Source organism: Polyangiaceae bacterium (assembly GCA_015075635.1).
Lineage (GTDB): Bacteria > Myxococcota_A > Polyangia > Polyangiales > Polyangiaceae > JADJKB01.
Genome location: JABTUA010000003.1, coordinates 535,305 through 558,446 on the forward strand (window position 1 = coordinate 535,305; position 23,142 = coordinate 558,446).

Annotated in this window: 17 protein-coding genes; 10 read left to right on the forward strand and 7 right to left on the reverse strand. The window is 69.8% G+C overall.

Annotated features, from left to right (window positions below; all coding sequences use genetic code 11):
* Nucleotides 1-142: 142 nt before the first annotated feature.
* A complete protein-coding gene (locus HS104_33060; protein MBE7484783.1) occupies nt 143-1,687 on the reverse strand; it encodes a DUF1565 domain-containing protein in 1,545 nt (514 codons plus the stop codon).
* A 163-nt stretch (nt 1,688-1,850) separates the two neighbouring features.
* On the opposite strand from HS104_33060, the gene HS104_33065 reads away from it, so the two are divergent.
* A complete protein-coding gene (locus HS104_33065) occupies nt 1,851-2,222 on the forward strand; it encodes a hypothetical protein (protein MBE7484784.1) in 372 nt (123 codons plus the stop codon).
* A gap of 2 nt (nt 2,223-2,224) precedes the next feature.
* Here the strand turns inward: HS104_33065 and HS104_33070 are convergent, their stop codons facing one another.
* Entirely contained in the window at nt 2,225-8,170 is a 5,946-nt protein-coding gene (locus HS104_33070) for a VCBS repeat-containing protein (GenBank protein MBE7484785.1), read from the reverse strand.
* 56 nt (nt 8,171-8,226) lie between these two features.
* Nucleotides 8,227-9,363, reverse strand: a complete 1,137-nt coding sequence (locus HS104_33075; protein ID MBE7484786.1) for a metallophosphoesterase — start codon at nt 9,361-9,363, stop codon at nt 8,227-8,229.
* 55 nt (nt 9,364-9,418) lie between these two features.
* Between HS104_33075 and HS104_33080 the strand changes: the two genes are divergently transcribed.
* The 4 genes from HS104_33080 (at nt 9,419) to HS104_33095 (ending at nt 13,534) form a co-directional block, all read left to right on the forward strand.
* A complete protein-coding gene (locus HS104_33080; GenBank protein ID MBE7484787.1) occupies nt 9,419-11,266 on the forward strand; it encodes a radical SAM protein in 1,848 nt (615 codons plus the stop codon).
* Nucleotides 11,267-11,785 (forward strand): hypothetical protein, encoded by a 519-nt coding sequence (locus HS104_33085; GenBank protein MBE7484788.1) that lies wholly within the window; start codon nt 11,267-11,269, stop codon nt 11,783-11,785.
* A 5-nt stretch (nt 11,786-11,790) separates the two neighbouring features.
* On the forward strand, nt 11,791-12,264 hold the full coding sequence (locus tag HS104_33090; GenBank protein MBE7484789.1) for a hypothetical protein: 474 nt from the start codon (nt 11,791-11,793) through the stop codon (nt 12,262-12,264).
* Between the two features lie 121 nt (nt 12,265-12,385).
* Entirely contained in the window at nt 12,386-13,534 is a 1,149-nt protein-coding gene (locus tag HS104_33095) for an NnrS family protein (GenBank protein MBE7484790.1), read from the forward strand.
* On the opposite strand, the gene HS104_33100 is transcribed toward HS104_33095, so the two are convergent.
* On the reverse strand, nt 13,505-13,948 hold the full coding sequence (locus HS104_33100) for a DoxX family protein (protein MBE7484791.1): 444 nt from the start codon (nt 13,946-13,948) through the stop codon (nt 13,505-13,507). The genes HS104_33095 and HS104_33100 overlap by 30 nt on opposite strands.
* 70 nt (nt 13,949-14,018) lie before the next feature.
* Between HS104_33100 and HS104_33105 the strand changes: the two genes are divergently transcribed.
* Nucleotides 14,019-14,780, forward strand: coding sequence for a patatin-like phospholipase family protein (locus HS104_33105; GenBank protein ID MBE7484792.1), 762 nt, complete (start codon nt 14,019-14,021; stop codon nt 14,778-14,780).
* A 1-nt stretch (nt 14,781) separates the two neighbouring features.
* On the opposite strand, the gene HS104_33110 is transcribed toward HS104_33105, so the two are convergent.
* Entirely contained in the window at nt 14,782-15,882 is a 1,101-nt protein-coding gene (locus tag HS104_33110) for a hypothetical protein (protein MBE7484793.1), read from the reverse strand.
* Nucleotides 15,883-15,981: 99 nt separating this feature from the next.
* Between HS104_33110 and HS104_33115 the strand changes: the two genes are divergently transcribed.
* Nucleotides 15,982-16,599 (forward strand): LysE family transporter, encoded by a 618-nt coding sequence (locus HS104_33115; GenBank protein ID MBE7484794.1) that lies wholly within the window; start codon nt 15,982-15,984, stop codon nt 16,597-16,599.
* Here the strand turns inward: HS104_33115 and HS104_33120 are convergent.
* Nucleotides 16,583-18,412: a DUF4215 domain-containing protein gene (locus tag HS104_33120; GenBank protein ID MBE7484795.1), complete on the reverse strand. Its 1,830-nt coding sequence runs from the start codon at nt 18,410-18,412 to the stop codon at nt 16,583-16,585. The genes HS104_33115 and HS104_33120 overlap by 17 nt on opposite strands.
* 97 nt (nt 18,413-18,509) lie before the next feature.
* Between HS104_33120 and HS104_33125 the strand changes: the two genes are divergently transcribed.
* From HS104_33125 to HS104_33135, 3 genes are read left to right on the forward strand one after another with little or no spacing between them, the layout of a single operon-like run.
* Nucleotides 18,510-20,063 (forward strand): hypothetical protein, encoded by a 1,554-nt coding sequence (locus HS104_33125; protein MBE7484796.1) that lies wholly within the window; start codon nt 18,510-18,512, stop codon nt 20,061-20,063.
* Between the two features lie 46 nt (nt 20,064-20,109).
* Complete coding sequence (locus tag HS104_33130) at nt 20,110-20,727, forward strand: hypothetical protein (protein ID MBE7484797.1); 618 nt, start codon at nt 20,110-20,112, stop codon at nt 20,725-20,727.
* Complete coding sequence (locus HS104_33135; protein ID MBE7484798.1) at nt 20,724-22,322, forward strand: TIM44-like domain-containing protein; 1,599 nt, start codon at nt 20,724-20,726, stop codon at nt 22,320-22,322. Before HS104_33130 ends, HS104_33135 begins: the two co-directional genes overlap by 4 nt.
* Here HS104_33135 and HS104_33140 read toward each other — a convergent pair whose 3' ends face one another.
* Complete coding sequence (locus HS104_33140; protein MBE7484799.1) at nt 22,323-23,087, reverse strand: hypothetical protein; 765 nt, start codon at nt 23,085-23,087, stop codon at nt 22,323-22,325.
* Between the last annotated feature and the right edge of the window lie 55 nt (nt 23,088-23,142).

Genomic DNA, 23,142 nt, shown 5'->3' on the forward strand with positions numbered 1-23,142 from the left:
AGCTGTCTGCGATGACAGCTGGCGGCTTCGACCTCTCGGTGCGGCCGGCGTCGTCGCCGCAGCCCCAAAGAGCGCATGAGAGAGAGGTGAAGATCAAAGACCGGATACGAGTCATCATGGTTCTTCTCCGCTGGAACGTTGCTCAAGGGGTGAGCTGCACGACGTCGGCGTTCTTGCCGCTTGCGCCGCTCTGCCCCGCCACGCCATTTCCGCCTGCGCCGCCCGGGCCGAGGTCGAACGTCACCGCCTCGGTCTTGGGGACGCTGCCCGCGACAAGCACGCCGATGGACGGGCCGCCGCCGCCGGGCCCACCTGCGCCTCCTTCACCGCCCGGCCCACCTGCGCCTCCGGGTTGCCCTCGGTAGGAGCTGTTCACGTGTGCGCCGGGCTGCCCTGCTGCGCCGCCGGCCTGGCCTGCCGCGCCCGCGCCGGGCGCGCCACCCGTGCCGCCGCCGGCGGTGCGCAAGATGCACCACGAGATGGTCACGTCGCTGTCGCTCATCAGCAGCGCGATGGAAGCGCCGCCGCCCGCGCCGCCGCCGCCCGCCGCGCCGCCGCAGCCGCCGTACCCGCCTTGGCCTCCGCCGGAACCCACGTCGTGACAGAACGAACCGCATCCCCAGGCGCTGCCGCCACCCGCGCCGCCGCCGCCGGCCTGGCCGGGTTCTCCGGGTACGCCCGATGCGCCGCTGTTCGAGGCGACGTAATCACCGCCTTCGATCGAGCCGAGCTGAGCGCCCGGCTGGCCCGGATCACCCGGCTTTCCGGGCTTTCCGGGCAACCCTGCGAAGGGGAACTTCCCGCCAGGCGCGCTGCCGAGTCCGTCGAGGCCATCGCCGGGCGAGGTGCTCGACTTCACGTTGCCGCCGTGTCCGCCCGCGCCGCCGCGCGTCGCAACGCTCCCGCACGTATGAGTCGCGTAGCTCTTGCCGCCGCTGGCGATGGCCACGCACTGCCCCGTCGCCGTCGGCGAGCACTTGGTCACGCTGACGGCCGCGCCGTCGGCGCCCGCTGGAGCCGAGGTGGTGATCGCCACGGCGCCTTGGCCTGAAGCGCCGTTTCCACCTTGCCCGGCGTCGAAGACGACCCGGTTGAAGCGCACGCCCTGCGAGCCGCGGACCGCAGCGGCGATGGAGGACTCGCCCGGCGAGCCTCCGTCGGGCGCGCGCAGCTCGAACCGATCGACGACGGCGCTCGCTACGTTCTGGATCGTCAGCGGTCTGCCCGTACCGGGCGCGATCACCGCGCGCTCCTTGGTGCGCGTCCAGCCGTCTTCGCAGTCGAAGCCCCCGTACAAGCGCACCGGCGCGCTGACGAGCACGGCCTCCTCGTAGGTTCCGTTGCAGGCGTACACGTCTTTGCCAGTCGCGGTCGCCAGTGAGATGGCGTTCTTCAGCGTCTTCACCGGGCTCTCGCGCGTGCCGCCAGCGGCGTCATTGCCCGAGGGAGCAACGAAGATGGCGTTCTTCGCGTCGCCGTCGATGCCGTCGCAGTTCTGGTCCGTGAAGTCGTCGTCCGGAAGATCCGTGCCCGCGGGAATGCAACTCGCCGCGTCGGGCGCAGAGCTGCCGGCCTCGCCGCTCACTCCGGCGTCCGTCCGGGCCTCCGGCTGCATGCACCCGCTGCCGCCGCAGGTTTTTGGTGTGGAAGACGGGTCGTTCGAGCTGCAAGCAACGCTCAGACCCAAGGCGACGAATGGCAGAGCTCGAACGGCTCCGTGCAACAGAAGAGCACGCATCAGTGGACCTCCCAGGGTGGGTTCTTTTGGCTGGTCGGCACGCGGGCGCATCCAGTTGCGAAGAAAGTCCGCGCGTGCTGACGAGGCGCAGCGGACGAGCTACCCTGGCCTCGTGGACCTGGACACCTTGGTGCTGGTGCTGATGGGGGCGGGGTACGGCCTTCAGTTCCTGTTCCTCTGGTTGCGGTGGCTGAACGAGGACGCGCCCGACGAGTTGAGAGAGAGCTGGGGTCCAGTCGGCCGAGTGGGCCGCTGGGGACTGATGACCGTTCTCGTCGTGGCCCTCGTGCCGATGGTGACCTGGCCCATCGCCGCGGCGGTGGCTGGCGTGTTCCCCGGCGCCCAGATCGACCGCCTGCAAGACGCGCTGACAGGAAGCCACTCGACGAAGGTGACGACGGTGTGCCTCACCTTCGCCTCCGTCCTGCCGACGATTCTGGGCAACCCGAGAGGGTTCGCCCGCAGCAAGGGGACGTTTCCCTGAGCTCAGCGGTACGAAGCCTGGCTCTGTACTTCCTTGACCAGGTTGTCTTGAAACTCGCTGGTGCTGAAGTCGCCCTGAACGCCCTTCGAAACCGAGGTCGTGAACATTTGCACGCCCCAGAGCGATTGCCCGGGGCCCGGCGCGGGCGAGGCTGATCGGGGCCTCGGGGTCGAGCTCGTGCCTTTCTTACCCGGCTGCGCGGGCTCGGGCAGCGCGATCGCCTTCACCATGGCGAGCGGTTGCTCGAGCATCGGCGTCGCCAGGTCGATGGCGAGCTTCTCCTCCTGCATGCCGAAGAGCACGGCGTCACTTCCCGCCTTCGCCATCATGCCGCCGAGAGCGCCGCCAAAGAAATCGAAGGCAGCGGTCTTTCCCACGTAGCTCGGGTCGAGCTTGCTCCCCGTGTAGTAGCTGGTCATGCCCTGCCCCGCCATGCCGGCAGCGGCCGCTCGCGCCCCGCCCCAGAACATCTCGCTCCCGAGCGCTCCCGTGCTGGGCGTCGGTAGACGCGCCCCGAGCACCGTGGCCTCCCCCGCGATCACGCTGGCGGCGACGACCTTGTACACGTTCGACTCACCGGTCTTGACCTGCCGGTCGTATTCAGAGTTTGCGGCGAATCCGGACGCCGCGGTGGCCAGGATGATCAAGCACCACGGGCACTCGCCGTTCCGGTCCGTCGCGCTGGTGGGCTGGCCACCGGCGTACGCGTACGGGTTGCCGGCGGCGAACGACAACCCCGCCTTCCTCGTCGGGTCCAGCCAGTTGAGTGGGTCGACGCTGGTCCAGACTCCCAGCTCGGGGACGTACCAGCGCGCCTGCATGTGATCGACCTCGACGCTGCTGTCGCGCGGCACGCCGGTGTACTTGTGGGTTTCGTTCGCATCGTCGTAGCGGGTGCGACCGTAGGGGTACACGGCCACGCTCGCCAACCGCTCGCCTGTCGCGCGCACCACCTCGGTGAGTGACCCCAGGCCGTCGTTGAAGAGCAGCGTGTCGTCCACGCCCAGCGTGAGCACGGTTCCCTCCGACGGTGCGGCGCGGCTCCCAGAGTCGTCTCCGCTGCAGCCGAAGAGCGCCACTGCCGCCAGCGCGGGCACTCTCGACAGGCGGCGCGCCCTTCGCAGGAGGTCGAACAGCGGCACGAGCACGATCAGCGCGAACGGCCAGGGAGAAAGAGGCTGATTGTTCTCGGGTATCGGGCCGAACCCCTTGGGCTGCCCCGTGCTGGCGTCGAGCCGCGCGATGCGCTCACCCTCGTGCACGATGAAGCGCACCAGTTCGCCGTCGCGCACTTCGCTCCAGGGCGAGAGAAAGTAGGTACGGTGCTCGCGGCCTTCCGCGTCGCGCTCGATCTTCACCCGACGTTCGTGATTCGGGCCGAACGTGCTCTGCACCGACGCTTGCTCCGTCTCGACGGCGATCAGATTGCTGGACGCGTCCCACTGGTACTTGCGCATGCCGTCGTCGGTGAGCCGGCCCACCAGGTCGTAGCTCAGGGTCCGACCCCCGTACGAGGTCATGGCGTGGGGGCCGGCTGCATTGCCGTACCCGAGCTCGCCCGCGTTCTCGGCCGGGAGCGTGCTCTTCTTGTGGACCAGGTTTCCGCTCGGAGAGTAGCTCCAGGAGGTCTCGCCCCAGCTTCCCGACGCGCTGCGCAGCCGGTAGAGGTTGTCGTAGACGTAGGTCTCGCTGCGATCGGCGGCGGGGCCGACGTCGGCACGTTTGTCCTTCACCTGGAGCACGTTGCCCGCGGCGTCCCGCGCCCACTCCAGGTCCTGCAAGACGCTGCCGTCGGGCGCTTTGACTCGACTGGCGCGAGGCAGGCGATCGGCGTCGTATCCGAACAGCTGGACCACGCCGGTGTTGAAGGTGCGTTGCGTTTCCTGGCCGTCTGCGTCGAGCGCGATCTCCACCGCTCGCCCGTAGCCCGACACCCGCCCGCGCCCGTTGCGGTGGAGACGCAGCGAGGAGCCGTCCGGGTAGCCCTGGAGGTAGAGCCGATCCTGCGCGTCGTAGCGAGTCTCGGTCTCGAAGCTCTTTCCTTCGACGACCTGGAGCAGGCGCACCACGTTGCCGCGCTGGTCGTAGCTTCGCGTCGTGGTGCCGCTCGGGTCCCGCGTGCTCACGAGCCGGCCGCGCGCGCCCGAGTCGTTCGGGTAGTCCGGGTGCTCGTCGTACGAGAACTCCACCTCGGGCTCGCCATCCCCGTCCCAGTCCTCGCTCAGCTTGCGCCCCAGGACGTCGTAGTCGTCGCGACCGACGCTCCCGTCCGGGCGGTGGTGCTCGACCAGGTTCCCGGCGTCGTCGTAGGCCAGCGTGTGCTTGCCCGCGTCCGGGTCGTCGATGACGATCCTGAGCCCGCGACCGTCGTAGGCAAAGCGGGAAACGTGACCCTCGGGATCGGTCTTCGACAAGAGGTTGTCCGCCGCGTCGTACTCGTAGGTCTCGCTCAGCACCTTGCCTTCGAGCGTGTGGGAGATGGACGCGAGCCGCCCCAGCCCGTCCCTCATCTCCAACGCAGGAGTGTGCTCGTAGGGCGACGCGGTATCGTTGGCCGCGCCGTCCCAGGTCTGTGTGCCGAAGGGCACGTAGACGATCCGGCTGCTGATTCCGCTCGGCAGTCGGCGCTCGGTGACGCGCCCGGTGGCGTCGCGCTGCTGATCGGTCCCAGGGGCTTCGTCCAGTAACGGCGGCAAGTCGTGCTCGGCCTGGCCCACGAAGCGGGGCAGCACGTCGCGCCGCGCGTTGCCGCGCGCGTCGAGCAGCTTGACCCCGTCCAGCACCCATCGCTCCGAGTCGTCCCGCAGCATCCGGCCGCGGCTTCTGCCTCGCGCGTCGAGGAGGCTCTCGTGGATCTCGACGTCGTCCTTGCCGTTCCAAATGCGCGAGCGCGTGACGATGCGCGACAACGGTGCGCCGAGCACGTACTCGTACGCCAAGGTCGGCGCGTCGAGGCTGTCGCCAGGCCGAGCGATGGCCGTGAGCCGCCCGAGCGCGTCGTAGGCGAACACGGTCGTCTGCCCGTCGAATCCGGTCACGCTGAGCGGCTTGCCGAACGCGCGGTGCACCTTGGTGGTGGCGACCAATTCGCGGTTACCGAGAACGATTGTCTCGCCGACGAGCGAGGTATGGTCGGCCGGATCCCACGCGAACCGGCGGGCGCCACCCGCGGCGTCCCGGCTCTCCGTCACGTTGCCGTCGGTGTCGTAGGCGTTCTCGGTCTGCGGCACGAACTGCTCCGGCCCGGGGCCGACCCATTGCTCGACCCGCGTGACATCGCCGCGCGTCACCTTCCCCAGCGGAAGACCCACGAAGGACGGGCCGTCGTAGCGGGTCCGGGTGAGCGACAGGCGCTTGCCCGCGGCGTTCTGGACTTCGCGGGTGGCGGGGCGTCCCAGCACCCAATCGACCGTGTCTTGCGCGTAGGTGGTGAGCGTGATGCGTTCGTCGCCGCCCGCCAAGAGGTCGCCGCCGACGACCTCGCCGAACTCGCGCTGGACGGTCACGTTGCCCCAGCCGTCCTGCTCCCACTCGGTGAGCGTGTGGCGAGCAGCCGTGAGGTCAGTTCCCTCGATGAACTGTTTCGACTCGCTCGACCGATAGGCGTACTCGATGGGTCGGCCGTCGAGGCTCTTGGCCACGGTCACGACCTGATGCTGGTTGTCGACCTTCGAGAAGATCTTCCCTTGTGCGTCGCGCGTCTCGACGCTGAGGACCGCGCCACGCAGCACCCGGTGCAAGAGGCCGGTGTCGAAGCGGCTGCGGGTGATCAACGTGGGTGTGCTCGAGTCCCCGTCGTTGATCTCCTCGCCGCCACCGAAGCCGGCGAAGGTCCGCCCTACCACGTCGTACGAGCCGTCGTGGTAGACATAGTGCGTCGTCTCGGACGGGTCCGAGAGCCCGCTGTCGAACTTGATGGCCTTCACCACGGGCAGCGCGATATTGATGCGTGTGTCCCACGGCTTGCCTGCCGCGCGAGCGGCGGCGGCGTCTGCTGCTGCGGTTCCGTACGTGATGGTCGTGGTGCCGCCGAGGCCGTTGTCGATCTTGCGCAAAAGTCCGCTGCGTCCGCTCGGAAAGAGCTCGAGATAGCGCCAGGCCACGTCCGGCGACCCGGTGACGTCGATCCACAGGATGTCCGTGGTGCCCGACGCGTTCATGTCGGCGAAGCGCACCACCGTGCTCGGGAGCTTGGGCGGGACGCCGCCGATGGACCGCTCGGCGCCGAACTTGCCTGGCGCCGAGGCCAACACGAAGCGCACCTGATTCGCGCCCACGTGCACCAGATCGACCCAGCCGTCACCGTTCAAGTCCCGCAGCTCCCATGGGCTCGACGGGTCGAACGGGGGTACCCCGCTGCCAGAGGCCGCGGGCTCGAAGGTGCCCCGTCCGCGTCCCAGCCAGAAAGCGAGTGAGCCAGAAAGCAGGTAGCAAACGTCCTGCACGCGGTCCCCGTTCACGTCGCAGAGGGAGGTGTGACCGTCCGCGAAGTGAAGGACCTGTTTGGGATCGATCACGCCCAGCTTGGCAGGCGCAGCGAAGTCGTTTCCGCCCAAGTTGTAGGCCACGGCCCAGCCGCTGGTGCCGGAGATCACCGCGTCGGCGCGACGATCTCCGTCCAGGTCGGCGAGCTGAACGTCGGGGTGGTCGAAGTCTATGTTGGGCACCGTGGGGATTTGGACCTTCGCGCCGAAGCTGGTCGCCGACTTCCCGGGGAAGAAGCGGAAGTCGGCGAGCCCGCTCTTGAGCACGAGATCGAGCGCGCCGTCTCCATCGACGTCCGCCATCTGTGTGCCCGGCGAGCTCAGGGACGCCGACGGGCTGTCGGACGTCTGCCAGTCCTCGCCGGGTAGCCACGCCTTGCCGTCGTGGTTCACGTAGCTGCGATAGGCACCGGCTTTGGCCAGCAATAGGTCCGGCAAACCGTCGCCGTTGAGGTCGGCCAGCTCCGCGTCCGGATTGGTCAGACCGTGGCCGGGCGGCGTGGTCATGCTGACGACCTGACCGTCGGCTGCGTAGCTGGCTTCGGTGTACTCGAAAGCAACGGGCGGCATGGCGGTCGCGTCGTCGCTGCCAGTGGCCGCCACGCCCTGCAATACGGAGTGCGCGTCGATGCTGGCATAAGTCAGCGCGTAGCGGCGGACCTGGAGCGCCCCGTGGCGGACGACCACGCTTGCCAGGCGTTGTTCGATGACCTGTCGGATCCCCGCGGAGTGGCGTACCACCGGATCAGGTCGTGCCTCGTACGAGAGCTCGATCGAGTTTCGGACCTCTGGGCCGAAGTCGTTCCAGACGATTTTCTTCAGCAGCCCGTGCCCTGAGCTCGCATCCCACTCGTACGCAATGAGGTGACCGTGCAGGTCGACCTGCTCGCGCAGGAGATAGGCCGCGACCTTGCTTCCTTCCGCTTCGAACCAGCCTGTACCGCCGAGGCGGTAGGTGACTCCCGACTTGTCCCGCACTTCCCAGGTGTCGCCGGATGCGCCGCGCGTCACGCGAGCGAACGCGCCACGCTCCTCCAGCGGACGAAACACGCCGGGCGAGACCTGCACCAGCTCGCAAGGCGCACCCAGTCCGTCGAGCTGAAAGAGGTCGCTTCCTCCGAACTGGGGCAGGCCGTCGTCGGTCCGGCGCCGGAGGGTCACCAATCCACCCAGCTGCCAGCCCATGCCCAACTCGCCGACGCCGCTTCCGCCGTCGTACACGAGGGCGAGCTTCGGACCGAATCCTCCGGCGGCCGGCGGGACGGGAATGTCGATGACGTAGCTGGCGGTGCCCGACGAAAGGGTGGCTGAGAAGCTCTTGCCGAGTCCCTCGATGGAGGCCGGGCCGGTGGGCAGGGAGATGCGCGTTAGGTCAGCTCCACCGGCCCGAGCCGGCGGCGAGGCCAGCGCCAGTGCCAACGTGGTCAGGGCGGTCGAGGCAAGTGCGCGGAAGGAACGCCGCATGGGCCTCCATCGGGACGGGGCACGCACCAGTTGTGGGGTGATTTCGAGGTCGCTCTTCAGAGCTCTCCCAGCCGGGCGCTCCCGTCCCGCTCCACCAGCACGAAGCGCCGCGCGCCGCCGTCGGGAAAGCCGAACGAGCCGGGGTTCAGGTGGCCCGCTTGGGACAGCGTGCGGTGCGAGTGGCCCAGCACCACGAGCGTCGCTTGCGTCAGCTCGCGGATGCGCGCTGCTGCGTCGGCGAGGCGCTGCTCGAGCATCCCGCCGTAGCGGTTCGTTCCGCGCGAGATCGAGAAACCCAGGTAGCTCGCCGCGAGCGCGGCCATGCCGGCGCCTGCCGGCGAGCCCAGGAGCGCCGCAGCGAGCGAGCCCGCGAGGCACACCGTGGCCAGAGAGCGGTCGAGGTACAGCCTCTGGAAGGTGGCGCCGCGCCGGTGGTGCGTGGCGTTTGTCGAAGCGAGCGCGAGCGCTCGCAGCGCGTCCGCGTCGAGCGAGAGCTCGCGCGCCAGGGCCGACACCGCCTTCGCCCCCGCCGCGCGTTCCTCGGCGACGCCGGGCTGGCGTCCCGCCGCGACCGTCAGCGCCGCCGCCGTGGCGTAATAGCGGATCACGGTGAGCGGCGCGCGCAGGCCGTACACGCGGAAGGTCCGGAGCAACCCGTCGAGCGGGGTCGTCTCGTCGCCGTGGGAGAACTCCCAGGCGCCGCTCGGCGCCACGAAGCGGCGCGTGAGCGCGACGCCGAGCGGCTCGGTCTCGAAGCTCCAGGGCGAGAGCGGATGCGTGGGCGCGTTGTCCGGGTCGTAGAGGTGCCCGTGCTCGACGTGCACCGAGCCCCGTCGCAAGAGCCAGGGCACGACCCCGAGACCCACGCCGAGCCTGGCCCGGAGGGCTTCGATCACCGCCGGCCGCGCGATGGCGGCGTCGTGGTTGCCCGCCACCAGCGTCAGCGGCGCGCCTCGGGCGACGTGCGCCGAGAGCGCGTCGTGCACCTTCGGGTGGGACGTCAAGATGCTCACCACGCTCTCTTCCGGAGCTCGCGACGGCGGGTCTGTGGAGAGATCGAAGGTGTCGCCGTTCAGCACCAGCTCGTGCTCCGGATGGTCCGCCACGAGCGCCGCGAGCGCCGAGCCGACCGGCTCGCGAGCCGCCTCGGCGAGGTGCACGTCGCCCACGATGCAGAGCGGCCGTTCCAGCATGGCTCGGGGACTGTAGCTTGGAATCGGGCGTCCTCTGCTATCCTCCCGCGCCCCAATGCTCAGCCCGACTGCCCGACTTCGCGCGACGACCTTGGCCACCTCTCTGGCGAACGCGCTCTGGCCATGGGTAGAGGCCTACAACGCGCGCAGCGCGGGCGCGCCGAAGCAGCCCGGTTGGGCACCGGCGCCGCTGATCCGCGGCAAAGATCGCTCGTTTCCCGAGCTCGGCTTCCCGCGCCGCACCGACTCCTTGTGTCCGACCTGCGTCAAGGAGGTGCGGCAGGCGGTGCTGGCCGGCACGAAGCCCGTGGACCTTCTGCACCACCACCCCGGCGAGATCCCCGCCGAGCTGGTCGAGCGGGACGGCGAGGTCTGGATGCACAAGGAGTGTCCGAAGCACGGCCGCTTCGACGAGGTGATCAGCATCGACGCCGAGTTCCTCGCGCGCATCGAGAGCCTGTTCCCCGGGCGCGACTACCTGGCGCCCAAGACCAGCCTCAGGGACCACGGCAGCTCCAGCGTGAAATACGGCCGCGGGGCGGTGCTCACCGTCGATCTGACCAATCGCTGCAACATGATGTGCGAGCCGTGCTTCATGGACGCGAACCAGGTCGGCTACGTCCACGAGCTGTCGCTCGACGACGTGAAGCGCATCCTGGACGATGCGCTCGGCGTGAAGCCGAAGCGCCAGATGAGCGTGCAGTTCTCCGGCGGCGAGCCCACGCTCCACCCCGCCTTCCTCGACTCCGTCCGCTACGCGCGGGACGTCGGCTACTTCTGCGTGCAGTGCGCGACCAACGGCATCCGCTTCGCGCAAGATCCCGAGTTTTGCCGGCAGGCGAAGGCCGCGGGACTGCGGCTGGCTTACCTACAGTTCGACGGCATCGGCAACGAACGGAACGCGCACCGCAAGGTGGGGAACCTCTACGACGTGAAGCTCCGCGCCATCGAGAACCTGGCCGCCGCGGGCATCGACGTGGTGCTGGTGGTGACCGTGGTGAAAGGCGTGAACGACGCCGAGGTCGGGCGCATCGTGCGCTTCGCCATCGACAACGCCGACAAGGTCACGGTGGTTTCGTTCCAGCCGGTGAGCTTCACAGGGCGAGACGAGGACGTGGACGACGCGACGCGGAGAGCGCAGCGCTACACGCTGAGCCACCTGGCCCGCGACCTGCACGAGCAGCTCGGCGCCACCGAGCCGATGCGGGACTGGTTCCCGCTCTCGGCGATGAACCCCTTCAGCGACGTGGTCGATCTCACGCTCGGCGCCGACGCGGAGTTCGGCTCGCTGAAATGCGGCTGCCACCCGAACTGCGGCATCGGCACCGTGCTCCTGGTCAACAAGCGCACCAAGCAGATGGTGCCGGTCGCCGAGCTGCTCGATCTGCCCCAGGTCTTGCGCGACCTCACGGCGATCGCCGACGCCGGGCTGGGCAAGAAGCGCACGCTGGCGGAGGTCGGCTTGACGCTCTTGCGCAACTTCCGGGCGGACAAGGCGCCGGAGGGTTTCGACCTCGGCACCCTGGTCCGTCAGGTGCTGAGCCAGATGGGCGCGAGCGGCGGACGCATCGGCGCGAGCGAGGGCGACGCGCGGCGGTTCGAGTGGCGCTTCCTGTTCGTCGCCGGCATGCACTTCCAGGACCTCTTCAACTACGACTTCCGGCGCACGGAGATGTGCATCATCCCCTACGGCACGCAGCTTGGAGAGATCTCGTTCTGCGCCTACAACACCGGCGTGGGCTGGCGGCAGATCGTCGAGAAGATGTACCGGACCGCCAGCGTGGCGGAGTGGTTCAGAGAGCACGGCAAGCACCCGGTCTACGCGAAGAACCAGCACTTGCCGCTGCCCGGGCTGGCGGAGACGTCGACGGACGGCCGGACTCGGCTCAGACTGGCGCTCTGAATGCGATCCCAACGCGTACTCGGCTACCTGGGCGTCGTCGCGGCGGCGCTCGCGTCCATCGCCACCTCGCAGCCCACCTGGGACGTGGACGACGAGGTCTCGGGCCTGCACGACGAGCTCGGCGCGAGCGCGCCCGAGTCCGTGCGTCATTTCAGCGTCGAGAGCAGCGACGAGCACACCGTGCGCGTCTCCGGCACGCTGAAGTGGGATCTGAACCCCGCCGCGATGGTGCGCGTGAGCATTGCCAAGGACGACGGTAGCCCGGTTCAAGAGGGCGTGTACCGCGCGGACGAAGCCAAGCTGGTCGGGCCCGGACGCCGCCGCGACACGGTCATCTCCCTGGGTCAGCACCAGGAGTGCGAGACCAAGCCCTGCGAGCAAGGCTACACCGTGACCGTGCGCCTGGAAGAAGGCGCACCGCAGGAGAGGGTGTTCTTCGACTGGCGTTTCACGGCGTCGATGTCCGGCAGCGGAGACGGACCGCCGAAGGACAGCTACGTGAAGGTGGTGGAGGATTGAGCAGCGTGGCGCTGCCTCGCCCCGTCGCTCCCGGCGCGACGCTGCTGCACCCGGTCGCGCTGGTTGCCATCGGGACATTGGTGCTGAACGACCACGTGCTCAAGCGCGCGTATCCCGGCCTGATCACCGGCAAGCTCTCGGACTTCGCGGGGCTGGTGTTCTTCCCGCTCTTTCTCCTCTCGCTGCTCGAGCTAGGGCTCGGGGCGCGGGCCCGGCGGCGCGCCGTCGTGCTAGGCGCGGTGCTGCTCACCGGCGCGGTCTTCGCCTGGGTCAAGACCAGCGTGCTCGGAGCCGAGACCTATCGCGTAGGGCTCGGGCTCTTGCAGTGGCCGTTCGGGGCGGCGCGCGCGCTCGCCAGCGGCCTGGAGCTGCCGGGGCTCTGGCGCGTGGCCCTCGCGCGGGACGCGACCGACCTGGTGGCGCTGCCGGCGCTCGGGATCCCGCTCTGGATCGCCCTCGGTCGTCGGGCGCGAAGCTGAAGCCTGAGCGTCGTCATGTTGGGGCTTGGCTCGATGGGGTGCCGGCACTAAGTCCTGCCCCGTGGTGCAACGTTCTCTCCTGCAGTCCGGACCGACCTCGACGACCGAGGTCGCGCCGGCGCTGCTCCGCAAAGGCTTCCGCCCGTTCTTCTTGCTGGCCGCGGCATACGCAGCGCTCGCGATGCCGCTCTGGCTCTTGGCCCTGAACGGGAAGATGAACCCCGGGGCTTACTTCGGCGGCACCTTCTGGCACGCGCACGAGATGCTCTTCGGCTTCGCCGTCGCGGTGATCGCCGGCTTCCTGCTCACCGCCGTCGGCAACTGGACCTCGAAGGAGACCGCGGTCGGCGGGCTGCTCGGGGCGCTCGCCGGGCTCTGGGTCGCCGGCCGCGTCGTCGTGCTGTTCGCCGACCACTTGCCGAGACCCGCGGTCGCGCTGGTGGACCTGGCGTTCCTGCCGGCGCTCGCCGTGGTGTGCGCCCGACCCATGCTCGCCACGCAGAACAAGCGCAACTACCAGTTCGTCGGCATGCTCGCGCTCCTGTTCGTGGCGAACCTCGGCATGCACCTGGACGCGCTCGGCGTCGCGCCGGGCTTCGTGCGCAAGGGCGCATGGCTCGCCACCTACGCCGTCATCCTGATGATCGTGGTGATGACCGGGCGCATCGTGCCGATGTTCACCCGGAACGCCACCGGCCAGAAGACCATCCGCAACTTGCCGCGGCTCGACCTCGGTGCTTCCACCGCCGTGCTGGCGACGGCCATCGCGGATCTCGCGGCGCTCGACGAGCGGCTCGTGGCGGGTCTGGCCGTGGTCGCCGGGCTCCTCGTCTTGTCACGGAGCACGACCTGGGGCACGCGCCACACCTGGCGCGATCCGCTGCTGTGGATCCTGCACGCCGGGCACGCTTTCGTCGCGCTCGGCCTGGTCCTGCGAGGGTCCATGCTGCTCACTCCGGCCATCAGCGCCAGCGCCGCGCTGCACGCGCTGACCGCCGGCGCGATCGGCTGCCTGACCCTGGGCATGATGGCCCGCGTGTCGCTCGGGCACACCGGACGTTTGCTCGCGGTCAGGCCGCTGGTAGGCGTGGCCTTCGGTGCGGTGGTGGTGTCGGCGCTGGTGCGCGTGTTCGGTCCGCTGGGCGGGAGCACGGCGTACCGGCACTCGATGACCACCGCCGGCGTGTTGTTCGCCCTCGCGTTCGTGGCGTTTCTGTGGGTCTACGCGCCGATCTTGAGCTCACCCCGCGTCGACGGGAAGCCGGGCTGAGCGCCCGAACAGCCGCGCGTCCAGGCTGAAGCGCCCCGGGCCAGCGATGGCGATGGCGAGGGCGACCAGACCGTGGGCCAGCGCGAGCTCCTTCTTGGAGAACGGGTCGGCGGCGTGGATGTGGAAGGCCGCGACGCCCATCGTGATCAGCACGAAGGCGGCGGCGGGCCGGGTGAACAGGCCGAGCGCCACCAGGAGGCCTCCTAGAAACTCGCTGAGCGCCGCCGCTGGTCCGAGCAGCTCGGGCAGCGGGACGCGGGCCGCGATCTTGGCGCTGAAGCCCGGGATGTCGCGCGCCTTGCCGAGGCCGTGGGCCAGCGCCATCGACAGTCCGAAGCCTACGCGCAAGAGCAGGAGAGCGACGTCGAGGTTGCGCGGCGAGGAGGCGAACAAGATCTGCTTCCACTTGCTCATCTGGCTCTTGCTAGGGCCCTTCGGCTCGCGGCGCAAGGGACGGTCCATGCTAGAAATGGCGACCCGACCGATGCCGCCGACTCTGCGCTCCTGGCTCGCCGAAGAGCCGTTCACCCTCGCGATGTCGAGCGGCTTCTTCGGGTTCTTCGCCCACACCGGCATGCTGTCGGCGCTGGAGGAAGCCGGGCTTCTGCCGGAGCGAGTCAGCGGCTCGAGCGCCGGCGCGCTGGTCGCGGGGCTCTGGGCCGCGGGGCTCGACTCCGCGCGCCTCGACGCGGAGCTCGGGCGCTTGCGGCGGGAGGACTTCTGGGACCCGGCGCCAGGGCTCGGCCTGTTGCGCGGCCGGCGCTTTCGCGCGCGCATCGAGGAGCTGCTCCCCGTGAACGACTTCGCAGCGTGCCGGGTCCCGGCGCTGCTCTCGGTGTTCGACGTGCTGTCGCGTTCGACGCGGGTGCTGCGGGAGGGCGAGCTCGCACCTGCGATTCAGGCGAGCTGCACGCTCCCCGTGCTGTTTCAGCCGACCTGGCATCAGGGGCGCCCGCTCCTGGACGGCGGCATCCTCGATCGCCCGGGCCTCGAAGGGGTGCCGAGCGGAGGGCGTGTCCTGCACCACCACCTGGCCTCGCGCTCGCCTTGGCGGAGCAAGCGCGACAGGAGCCTCGTTCCTCCGAAGCGCCCGGGGCTGGTCGCGCTGGTGCTCGAGGGGTTGCCTCGCTCCGGTCCGTTCCACCTGCACGAGGGCGTGCGCGCCATGGAGGCGGCGCGTCACGGCGCGCGCCGGGCCCTCGACCGACCCGTCGAGGGCGGCGTAGTGAGCGTCGCCACCGAGTGAGCTACTCGATCAGGTCGCGCCACTCCGGCTTCTGGTCCAGCGCGGCCTGAACGAAGTCGATCAGCTTGGTGCCGTCGATCTCGAGGTCGTAGTAGCCAGCCAGGATGGCGGTGTGCGCCGCCCCTTGCCAGAAGTAGCGCTTGAAGCGATCGGGGTGCGCGTCGTGGACCTTGCCGGTCTCTTCGAGCAGCACCTTCTCGAACTCCGCGCCGGTCATCTTCAAGAAGACGTTGGAGATGACGAAGTCCTCGCGGGCGCAGAAGGTCGAGACGCGCAAGCTCGGGTCGTGGTCCAGACCCCACTTGACCACGCCGGTGAACTGTCCGCTCGCGATGCAGCCCTCGCAGGAAGCGGGCACGAACTGCATCGCCTTCCACTCCTCCGTGGCTCCCTTCATCAAGGAGTCGTCGGCGGGGTTCGTCACGCCGGGCCCGGCGTCGTTCAGCACCAGGAGCGGAGTGTCGGGATACGCCAAACGCACCACCGCGGTCCCCAGGATGGTGCCGTAGCCGCCGGCGCTGGAGCCGGACAGCACCAGCTGGCGCGGTGACGGGAAGCGTTTCTTCGCGATGTCCAGTGCAGCCGACAGGTTGGCGAGCCCGCGGTGCCGCCGCTCGACCTTGCCGTCCTTTCCCGTGATGACGTTGTCCCCGCTGAAGACGGAGCCGTCGCAGTAGGCGACGAACACGACGTTGAAGCCCGCGAGCGGCGGGTTCCGCTCCGCGCTCTCGTCGGTCCAACCAATGGGCTGGACGCCCATGCTCGCGTCCTCGTTGGCCGCGCAGAGCGCGCTCCAACACGCGCCGCCGCCTTGCAGGTAGATGATCGTGTCCTTCGAGCCCATGTCGCGCACCGAGACTCGGAACGGCGAGCCGTACAGGCAGGTGGGTCCGTCGTCGCGCGGCGCGAAGGTGTACACGTCCACGTTGTCGTAGCTCTGCACCTTCTGCGGCTCGAACTGCCCGAAGTACTTGTCCACGCCCACGGCTCGAAGCTCCGACGTGGCTTGCTCGTCGAAGCCGACCGTGGCGGCGCCGTCCGGCGGCGTGAGGCGCTCGTCGTGACCACACCCCAGGGCCAGGGGCACGGCAAGGAGCAACACCGAGATCCCCGACCTTTGCGCGATCACCGGCACGAGTGTGACCGCGAACGTTCAGCCGTTCAATCCGTAGAAGGCGGCGATGATACGCTGGCTCGACCGATGGGGCTCGTCGCCTTCGCGCTGGGAGTGGGCTTGGGCTTCGTCGGCTCGATCCCCGCTGCTGGCCCCCTGCTCTTCCTGGTGATCGCCAGCGGGCTCGAGGGCAAGCCGCGGCGTGCGCTCGCCCTGGCCGCTGGCGGCGCCCTCGCCGAGAGCCTGTACGTGGCGCTGGCGTTCTGGGGTTTCGCAGGGCTCCTGGCCCGGCACGCGGAGCTCGAGCTGGGGCTCCGGTTGGCAGGCGCGGCGCTGCTCGTGGCGCTCGGCGCGCTGCTGCTCCGGAAGAAGAAGGCGGCGGAGGGAGGCGAGAGCGAACGCGCTGGCGCCGGCTTCGCGACGGGCTTTCTCCTGGTCGGTACGAACCCGGCCTTTCTCGCCACCTGGAGCGTCGTCGCGGCGATCACCTACTCGAACGGCTGGCTGGCGGCGGACCCGCAGCGCGTGCCGTGGTTGGCCGCGGGCAGCTTCGCCGGCGTGGTGCTGTGGTTCGCCGCCGTGGCGGCGCTGGCGGCGCGCTATCGCGAGCGCTTCGAGCGAGCGTTGCTCGCGAAGCTCGTGCGCGTGCTCGGCGCCGGATTGATCGCGCTCGGGCTCTGGGTGCTGGTCACTTCTTTCCGGTGACGTGCGCGCGGCGAGCGCGGAACGACAGGAACGACGAGTAGGCGTCCTGGTTGCCGGTCACGTCGGCGCTGGGGATCTTGTTCAGCGCGCCTTGGTTCGCCAGCTTCGTGAGCGAGCCGCCAGGTTTGGCCACGTCGGGCTGGGTCGGGTTGATGGCGGAGAGCGCGCAGGCCAGGCCCTTGCAGCCGCCGACCAGCGCGTCGAGCAGCGAATTGCAGCTCTCGCTCACGGGCTGGTCCTTGCCGCAGAAGGTGTACTTCTTCGAACCCGGGCAGTCCTGGCAGGCGGCGACGCCGGCGGTGAGCACCTCCGGGATCGGGATCTTCGCCAGCGAGTCCACGGTGACGTTGCCGCACAGGCCCTGGTTGCCTTGGTTGGCGACGAGCTCCTTGAAGACCGTCAGGCCTGCGCCGAGCGACGCCGGCGGCGGGGCGGGCACGTCGGGGGTCCCGCTGGCTGCGCCGCGGAGCTTGGCGTCGCGCATGCCGAGCACCGCCGCGCTGCCGCCGAGGGTCAGGGCGAGATCGATCTGACTCGGGCCCGCGGTCAGCACCTTCGCGGTGATGGCGCCGCCGCCGATCTTGCCGGTGGGCAGGCCCGCCGCGTCCACGCTGGTGCCCTCCACCTTGAACCACCAGTCGATGGGGTTCGAGGCGTCGGTGGGCCAGCCGGTCTTCGCCGGGTCCAGGCTGCCGGACAGCACGCCCACTTCGAGCGCGGAGTCGGCGGTGCCGGTCAGCTCTTCCAGGCCGAGCAGCTGCACCATCAGGTTGGTCGTTCCCGCGTCGATGCCCTTCTGCAGGTCGGTGTTCAGGGAATTCAGCGCCGTGGGCGTGAGCGCCACGTTGCCGAGCTGGTTCTTGGTCACGCTGCAGAAGCTGGGCGCCGCGCCACCCCGGATGTCGAGGTCGATCATGCGCAGGATGGTCTCGTACGCACACTTCGAGTCGCAGCCGTCCAGATTCTCCGTGTTGCCGTCGTCGCAGTGCTCCGGCGGCTCGATGGTCCCGTTGCCGCAGACCGGCGTGACGATCTTCTTGCACTGAGGGCTGCAGCTGCCGGACGTCGGCGGGTCGCAGTCCTCGCCAGCATCGAGCTGCGAGTTGCCACAAGTGAGCAGCGTGCAGACGCTGCTCAGGCACTTGCCGGCACCGGAGTCACAGGAGGCGCCTTCGCCGAGCTTGGTCCCTGCCGTACAGGTGTGCTTGGCGTCGTCGCATTTGTCCGTGCCCGCGCAGGCATCGCCGGTCTTCGTGCAGTCCCGCGTGGCGTCAGTGGACAGGCACGAGAACTTGCAGAAGTCGCAGCCGTCGCCGCTGACCGCGTTGCCGTCGTCGCACTCCTCGCCGCTCTGCTTCTGGCCGTCGCCGCACTGGGGCGACACGCAGTTACCGTTGACGCACACTTGCCCGTTGCCGCAGTCCGTGCCCTCGGCGAGGGGTGTGCCCGGCGCGCAGTCGTGGTCGGCGCCGCACGACTCGGTGCCGGTGCACGGATCACCGTCGTCGCAGTCGCTGGCCGCCTCGCAGGTGAAGTCGCAGGTGTTCTCGCAGCCGTCCGCGCCGACGAAGTTGCCGTCATCGCACTCCTCGGTGCCCTCGAGCTTTCCGTTGCCGCAGGTCTGCCCGGCGCTTCCCCCGCCGCCGGCAGCGCCGGCCGCTCCCGCTGCGCCGGCTGCTCCTCCCGAGCCCCCGCCGCTGGCGGCAGCGCCTCCGCCGGAGCCGCCCCCGCCGCCGTCGTCATCCCCGCACGCAGAGACTCCGGCGACCCCGAGCGCCAGCGCTCCGACAACGAGCACACCACGAGCAGTCACGTTTGCCATCCGAGCCCTCCACCCCAAGCTAGCGCGGTTCTTCGATGCGGAGAAGGAAGTGAATGCCACGCGCTTTGCCGGCGTTACCATGGGCGAGATGCGGTTCGGCGTCTTCATGGCCCTGGTGCTCCCGGTCGTCGCCGGTTGCGGAAGAGAGCCGCCGCCGCCCACGCCCCCGAGCTCGACACCTGCTGCGCTCGAGCCACCCAGCGACGCGGAGCTCGACGGCTGCCGCGCCCGCATCCGCGAGCTCGGGGCAGAGCCGGCGCTCCCCGGGACGCCGGAGCTGGACGAGAGACGAGCCGAGATCTTCGGACGCGCCCGCGGCGAGCCGCTGGTCTGGCTGAGAGAGCCACGGCGCAGCGAGGACCCACGGGCGCGCGTGCTCGCGGACAAGCCCGGCTTCTCCAGCGTGAAGGGCCTGCTCACTCGGCATCGCGGCGACCGCGCGACGCTCCGCGAGCTGGTCCTGCGCGAAGGCTACGTCTACGCGAACGACCCGCAGGAGGCGCTCGCGCTGGTGACGCTGCTCGACCTGCCGGCGCTGTTCGACGAGCCCGCCATCGTGCTCCAGCGGGGCGAGCGCGTGTTCGAGCTCGCGAAGAAGAGCGGGCGCTTCCCGAGCTACCACTACGCCGACGGGCGCCCGGCGGAGTTGTTGCTCGGCGACCGCGTCGCGACCAGCCGAGCAGCGCTCGGCGCTCCGTTGCACCGCGACCTGCGGGCGCTGGCGCACGAGACTGGCTTCGATCGCGCGCGCATCGAGCGCCGCACGGAGAAGGGTCTCGTGGCCGAGCTGCGCTTCGGTTCGAGCTGGGTGAGAGTCGCGCTCGCCTCCAGCGGTGCCGAGCTGTCCATCGCCTGCCTCGACGCTTCGCGCGAGGAGCGCGCGCGGGTGGCCAGCTTCCGTGAGGCTGACGCTCGGCGGCGGTCCGCGCTGGCGCGACTGCGCTCGGCCGTGGACGAGCAGGTGGCCGAGGCCGTGCCCTTCGATCGCCCGAAGGACGAGAAGACCGCCGAGCGCGACGGCCAGCTCCGGCCGGGGTGGCGCTGGGCGTACCTGCGCGGTCAGCCCTTCTTCAGCCACGAGGAGCAGAGTTACCCGGTCTTCGACGGCAAGGGCCGGCCGCTCCCGCCGCAGATGTGCGTGGACTTCGTGCTCGACAGCTTCGAGCGGGCTTCCGGCACCTGGTACGTTCCCCGGGGGTCGGAGCTCGGGCGCAAGCGAGGCGGGCTCGACTTCGACGAATTCGGCATCAAGAACCGGCGCGCGGTGCTGGCGTTCGAGAAGTTCGCCGAGGACAACCCGGAGCTGTTCGAGCACCGGCGGATGAAGCCGGAGGAGCGCATTCCCTTCGGCGAGCGCACGCGCTTCTTCCGCTTCTTGAGCGACAACGCCGACCGCTTCCGCCCTGGTGACGTCGTGGCGATCCAGGGCAAGAAGGCCGACGGCCTGATCCACCAACACGCCATCCTGATCGAGGACACCGATCCGCTGACCGGCTTCCCGGACGCCCTGGCGGATCAGATGAAGCGCCCGCGCCGGCGCACCTGGGAGAGCATCATGGCGGAGGCACCGCTGCGCAGCTTGCTCTTCCACGTGCGGCCGAAGGACCGAGTGCTGCTCGCGCTGGCGCCGGGGGGCGCCTAGGGTCGGCTGGCGTTTGTCAGGAGTTCGCGCGAGAGTAGCGCGCGAGATGTCGGTCCGCGCTTTCTACGAGAAGGACGCCGAGCGGGAGGTGGCCAGAGCCATCGAGCGCATCGAAGCCAAGAGCGCGGCCGAGGTGATGGTCGCGGTCCGAGCCAGCTCCGGCCGGTACGCCGACGCGGACTCCATCCTGGGCTTCGTCCTCTCGTTCGCCGGTCTGCTGGTGTTCCTGTTCCACCCTGCGCCGATCCGCATCGAGGTCTTCGCGCTGGAGTTTCCCCTGCTGTTCGCGCTGGGCATGGCGCTCTCGGCGTGGATCCCGCCCGTGCGTCGGCTGCTCGCGTCCAGAGAGCGGCTCGAGAGCAACGTCACCACGGCCGCCCGCGCCGCGTTCGTCGAGCTGGGTGTCAGTCGCACCCGGGAGCGCACCGGGCTGCTCGTCTTCGTGTCGATGTTCGAGCGCAAGGTCGTGGTCATCCCCGACGTCGGCATCGAGCTCGAGCAGCTGGGCGAGGCGCTCGCGAAAGTGGAGCGCGTGCTCTCCGAGTCTCCCGATCTCGCGCGACTGATCGCGGCCCTGGACGGGCTGGCCGAGCCTCTGGCCCAGGCGCTGCCGCGGGCCGACGACGACGAGAACGAGCTACCGGACACGGTGAGCGTGTCATGAGCGGCCGAGGCAGGCGCCTGGTCGCGGCCTTGCTCCTCGGCCTCACGTTCGCGCTCGTGGCGTTTCCGCTGCTCGCTCGACCAGGGGGCGGCCAGACCTACAGCGGCAGCTCGTCCTCGAGCAGCAGCAGCAGCAGCGGGAGCTCGCGGTCGGGCTCGTCGAGCGGGTGGTCGTCGAGCGGCTCGGGCTCGTCGGGGAGCTCCGGCGGCGGGGACCTCGGCGGCCTGATCGTGCTCTTGTTCGAGAACCCGCCGCTCGGAGTAGCCGTCATCTTCCTAATCGGCGCCTACGTGTTCTTCGTGCGGAACCGCGAAGGCTCGGGTCAGGCGCGGGACTGGACCAGCGCCGAGCCGCGACGCTGGGACGCCGGCGCCGAGAAGCTGCGCGAGCGCATGGAAGAGGCGGGCGCCCAGCTCGAGCAGAGCCGGATCAAGGGCAAGCGCCAGAGCGAGATGCGCGCCGCCATCGAGGGGATCTCCGAGCACGATCCCAATTTCTCCGTGGTGCTCTTCGAGGACTTCGTGGTCGCGCTCTTCGCGGAGGCCCACGTGCATCGGGGCCGCGGCACGCTCGCCGAGCTCGGCCCGTGGATCTCGGGCGACGCGCACCAGGCGTTGGCCGAGCTCGGCACGCGCCAAGAAGTGAGCGGTATCGTCGTCGGGGCGATGCGCTACGTGGCCATCGAAGGGCTGCGAGACGGCGACAGCATCCGCGTGCAAGTGGAGATCGAGTCCAACTACTCGGAGGGGGCCGAGCAGCGCTGGTACTCGGTCGATCGCTGGCTCCTGGCCCGCAGGAAGGGCGTCCGCTCGAAGCCCAAGGACAAGACGCGCGTCTTCGAGTGCCCGAGCTGCGGGGCCCCGCTCGAGGCGCTGCGCGGGCGGGAGTGCTCCTACTGCAAGAAGACGGTCGCGGGCGGCGACTTCGACTGGGAGGTGCGCGAGATCCGCAACGTGACGCGCCAGGCCCGGCCACCAGGGCTCGGCGGTCACGCACCCGAGATGGGGACCGAGCTCCCGACCGTGGTGGATCCGGCAGCGAAGGGCCGGTGGGAGGCGCTCTGCCGGCGCGATCCAGCGGTCACCTGGCCCGCCTTTCTGGCGCGCCTCGACCTGACCTTCAAGCGCCTTCAGGAGAGCTGGAACGGGCAGGATCTGGCTCTGGCGCGCCCATTCGTCAGCGACGGCGTCTACCAGAGCTTCGCCTACTGGATCGACGCCTACCAACGACAACGGCTCCGGAACTACACCGAGGGCGCCCGCATCCTCTCGGTGCAGATGGCCCGCGTGACCGGCGACGCCGTGTACGACTCGGTGACGGTCCGCGTGTTCGCCACCGGCTACGACTTCACGCTGGACGGCGAAGGCACTGTGGTCGGCGGGAGCCGCGACCAGGAGCGACGTTACAGCGAGTACTGGACCCTGATCCGCGGCGCCGGGCAGCGCGGAGCGCCGCGCACCGACCCGAGCTGTCCGAGCTGCGGCGCACCGCTGGAGATCGCGATGACCGGCCACTGCAAACACTGCCGCGTCAAGGTCACGAGCGGCGACTTCGACTGGGTGCTCTCGCGCATCGAGCAGGACGAGTCGTACTGATCAGTGCGTGCTCTCCTCGGTCTCGAGCAGGCGGTTGATCTGCTTCGCGAGGAACTCCGCTCTGACCGGGGTGGCCGAGCCCAGCTTGCCGAACAGGAAGAGCTCGCCGTTCTTCAGGCGCAGCGCCGGCAGGTGGATCTTCTGATCGTTGCGCCCGATCCGCTGCGCGGCGAAGGCCTCGACGATTTCGTCTCGCGCGAAGCTGCGGCGTTTGGCGGGGAGGAGCCACTGGGACCGGGTCGTGGTCTCCACGGCGCCCGTGTCCAGATGGAAGACGATGCGTGTGCGGCCGGTGAACACCCAGAACAGCGCGAGCGCCGCGAAGGCGAGCGGAAGACTCGCCGTCAAGCCGCCCCAGCCAGAGCGGTAGTCGAGCGTCGCCGGCTGGCCTTCGCGCAGCGTGCGCGCGAACACGGACAGCCCTTCGGCCAGGCTGTCGCCGCTCGGCCTCCAGTCCGTGAGCGCGACCCGTGGCCCTTGCGCGAAGCGGGCCGCCACGCGGGCGCTGGAGCGGTTGCGGCCCAGCCCGTACTCGATGGTCACGTCGAGGCTCTCGAAGCCGAGGGGCCGAGCTCCGAGGGCCCAGGGCAAGAGCTGCGGCTCGGACGGCACGCGCTCCCTGAGCCGTTCCCCGCCGCCCCAGAAGGAACGCTCCGTCGAGTCGCAGCTGAGCGCCGGGCCGGCGACCGGCTCGCAGTGGACTCGGATCTGGCGCGGACTGGTGGTGAAGCTCGCCGCGAGCGCCAGCGCGGTGAGCACCGCCATCACCGCGAGCGTGATGCGGAAGTGGTGAAACGCGAGCCGGCGCGCCCCCGGCTTG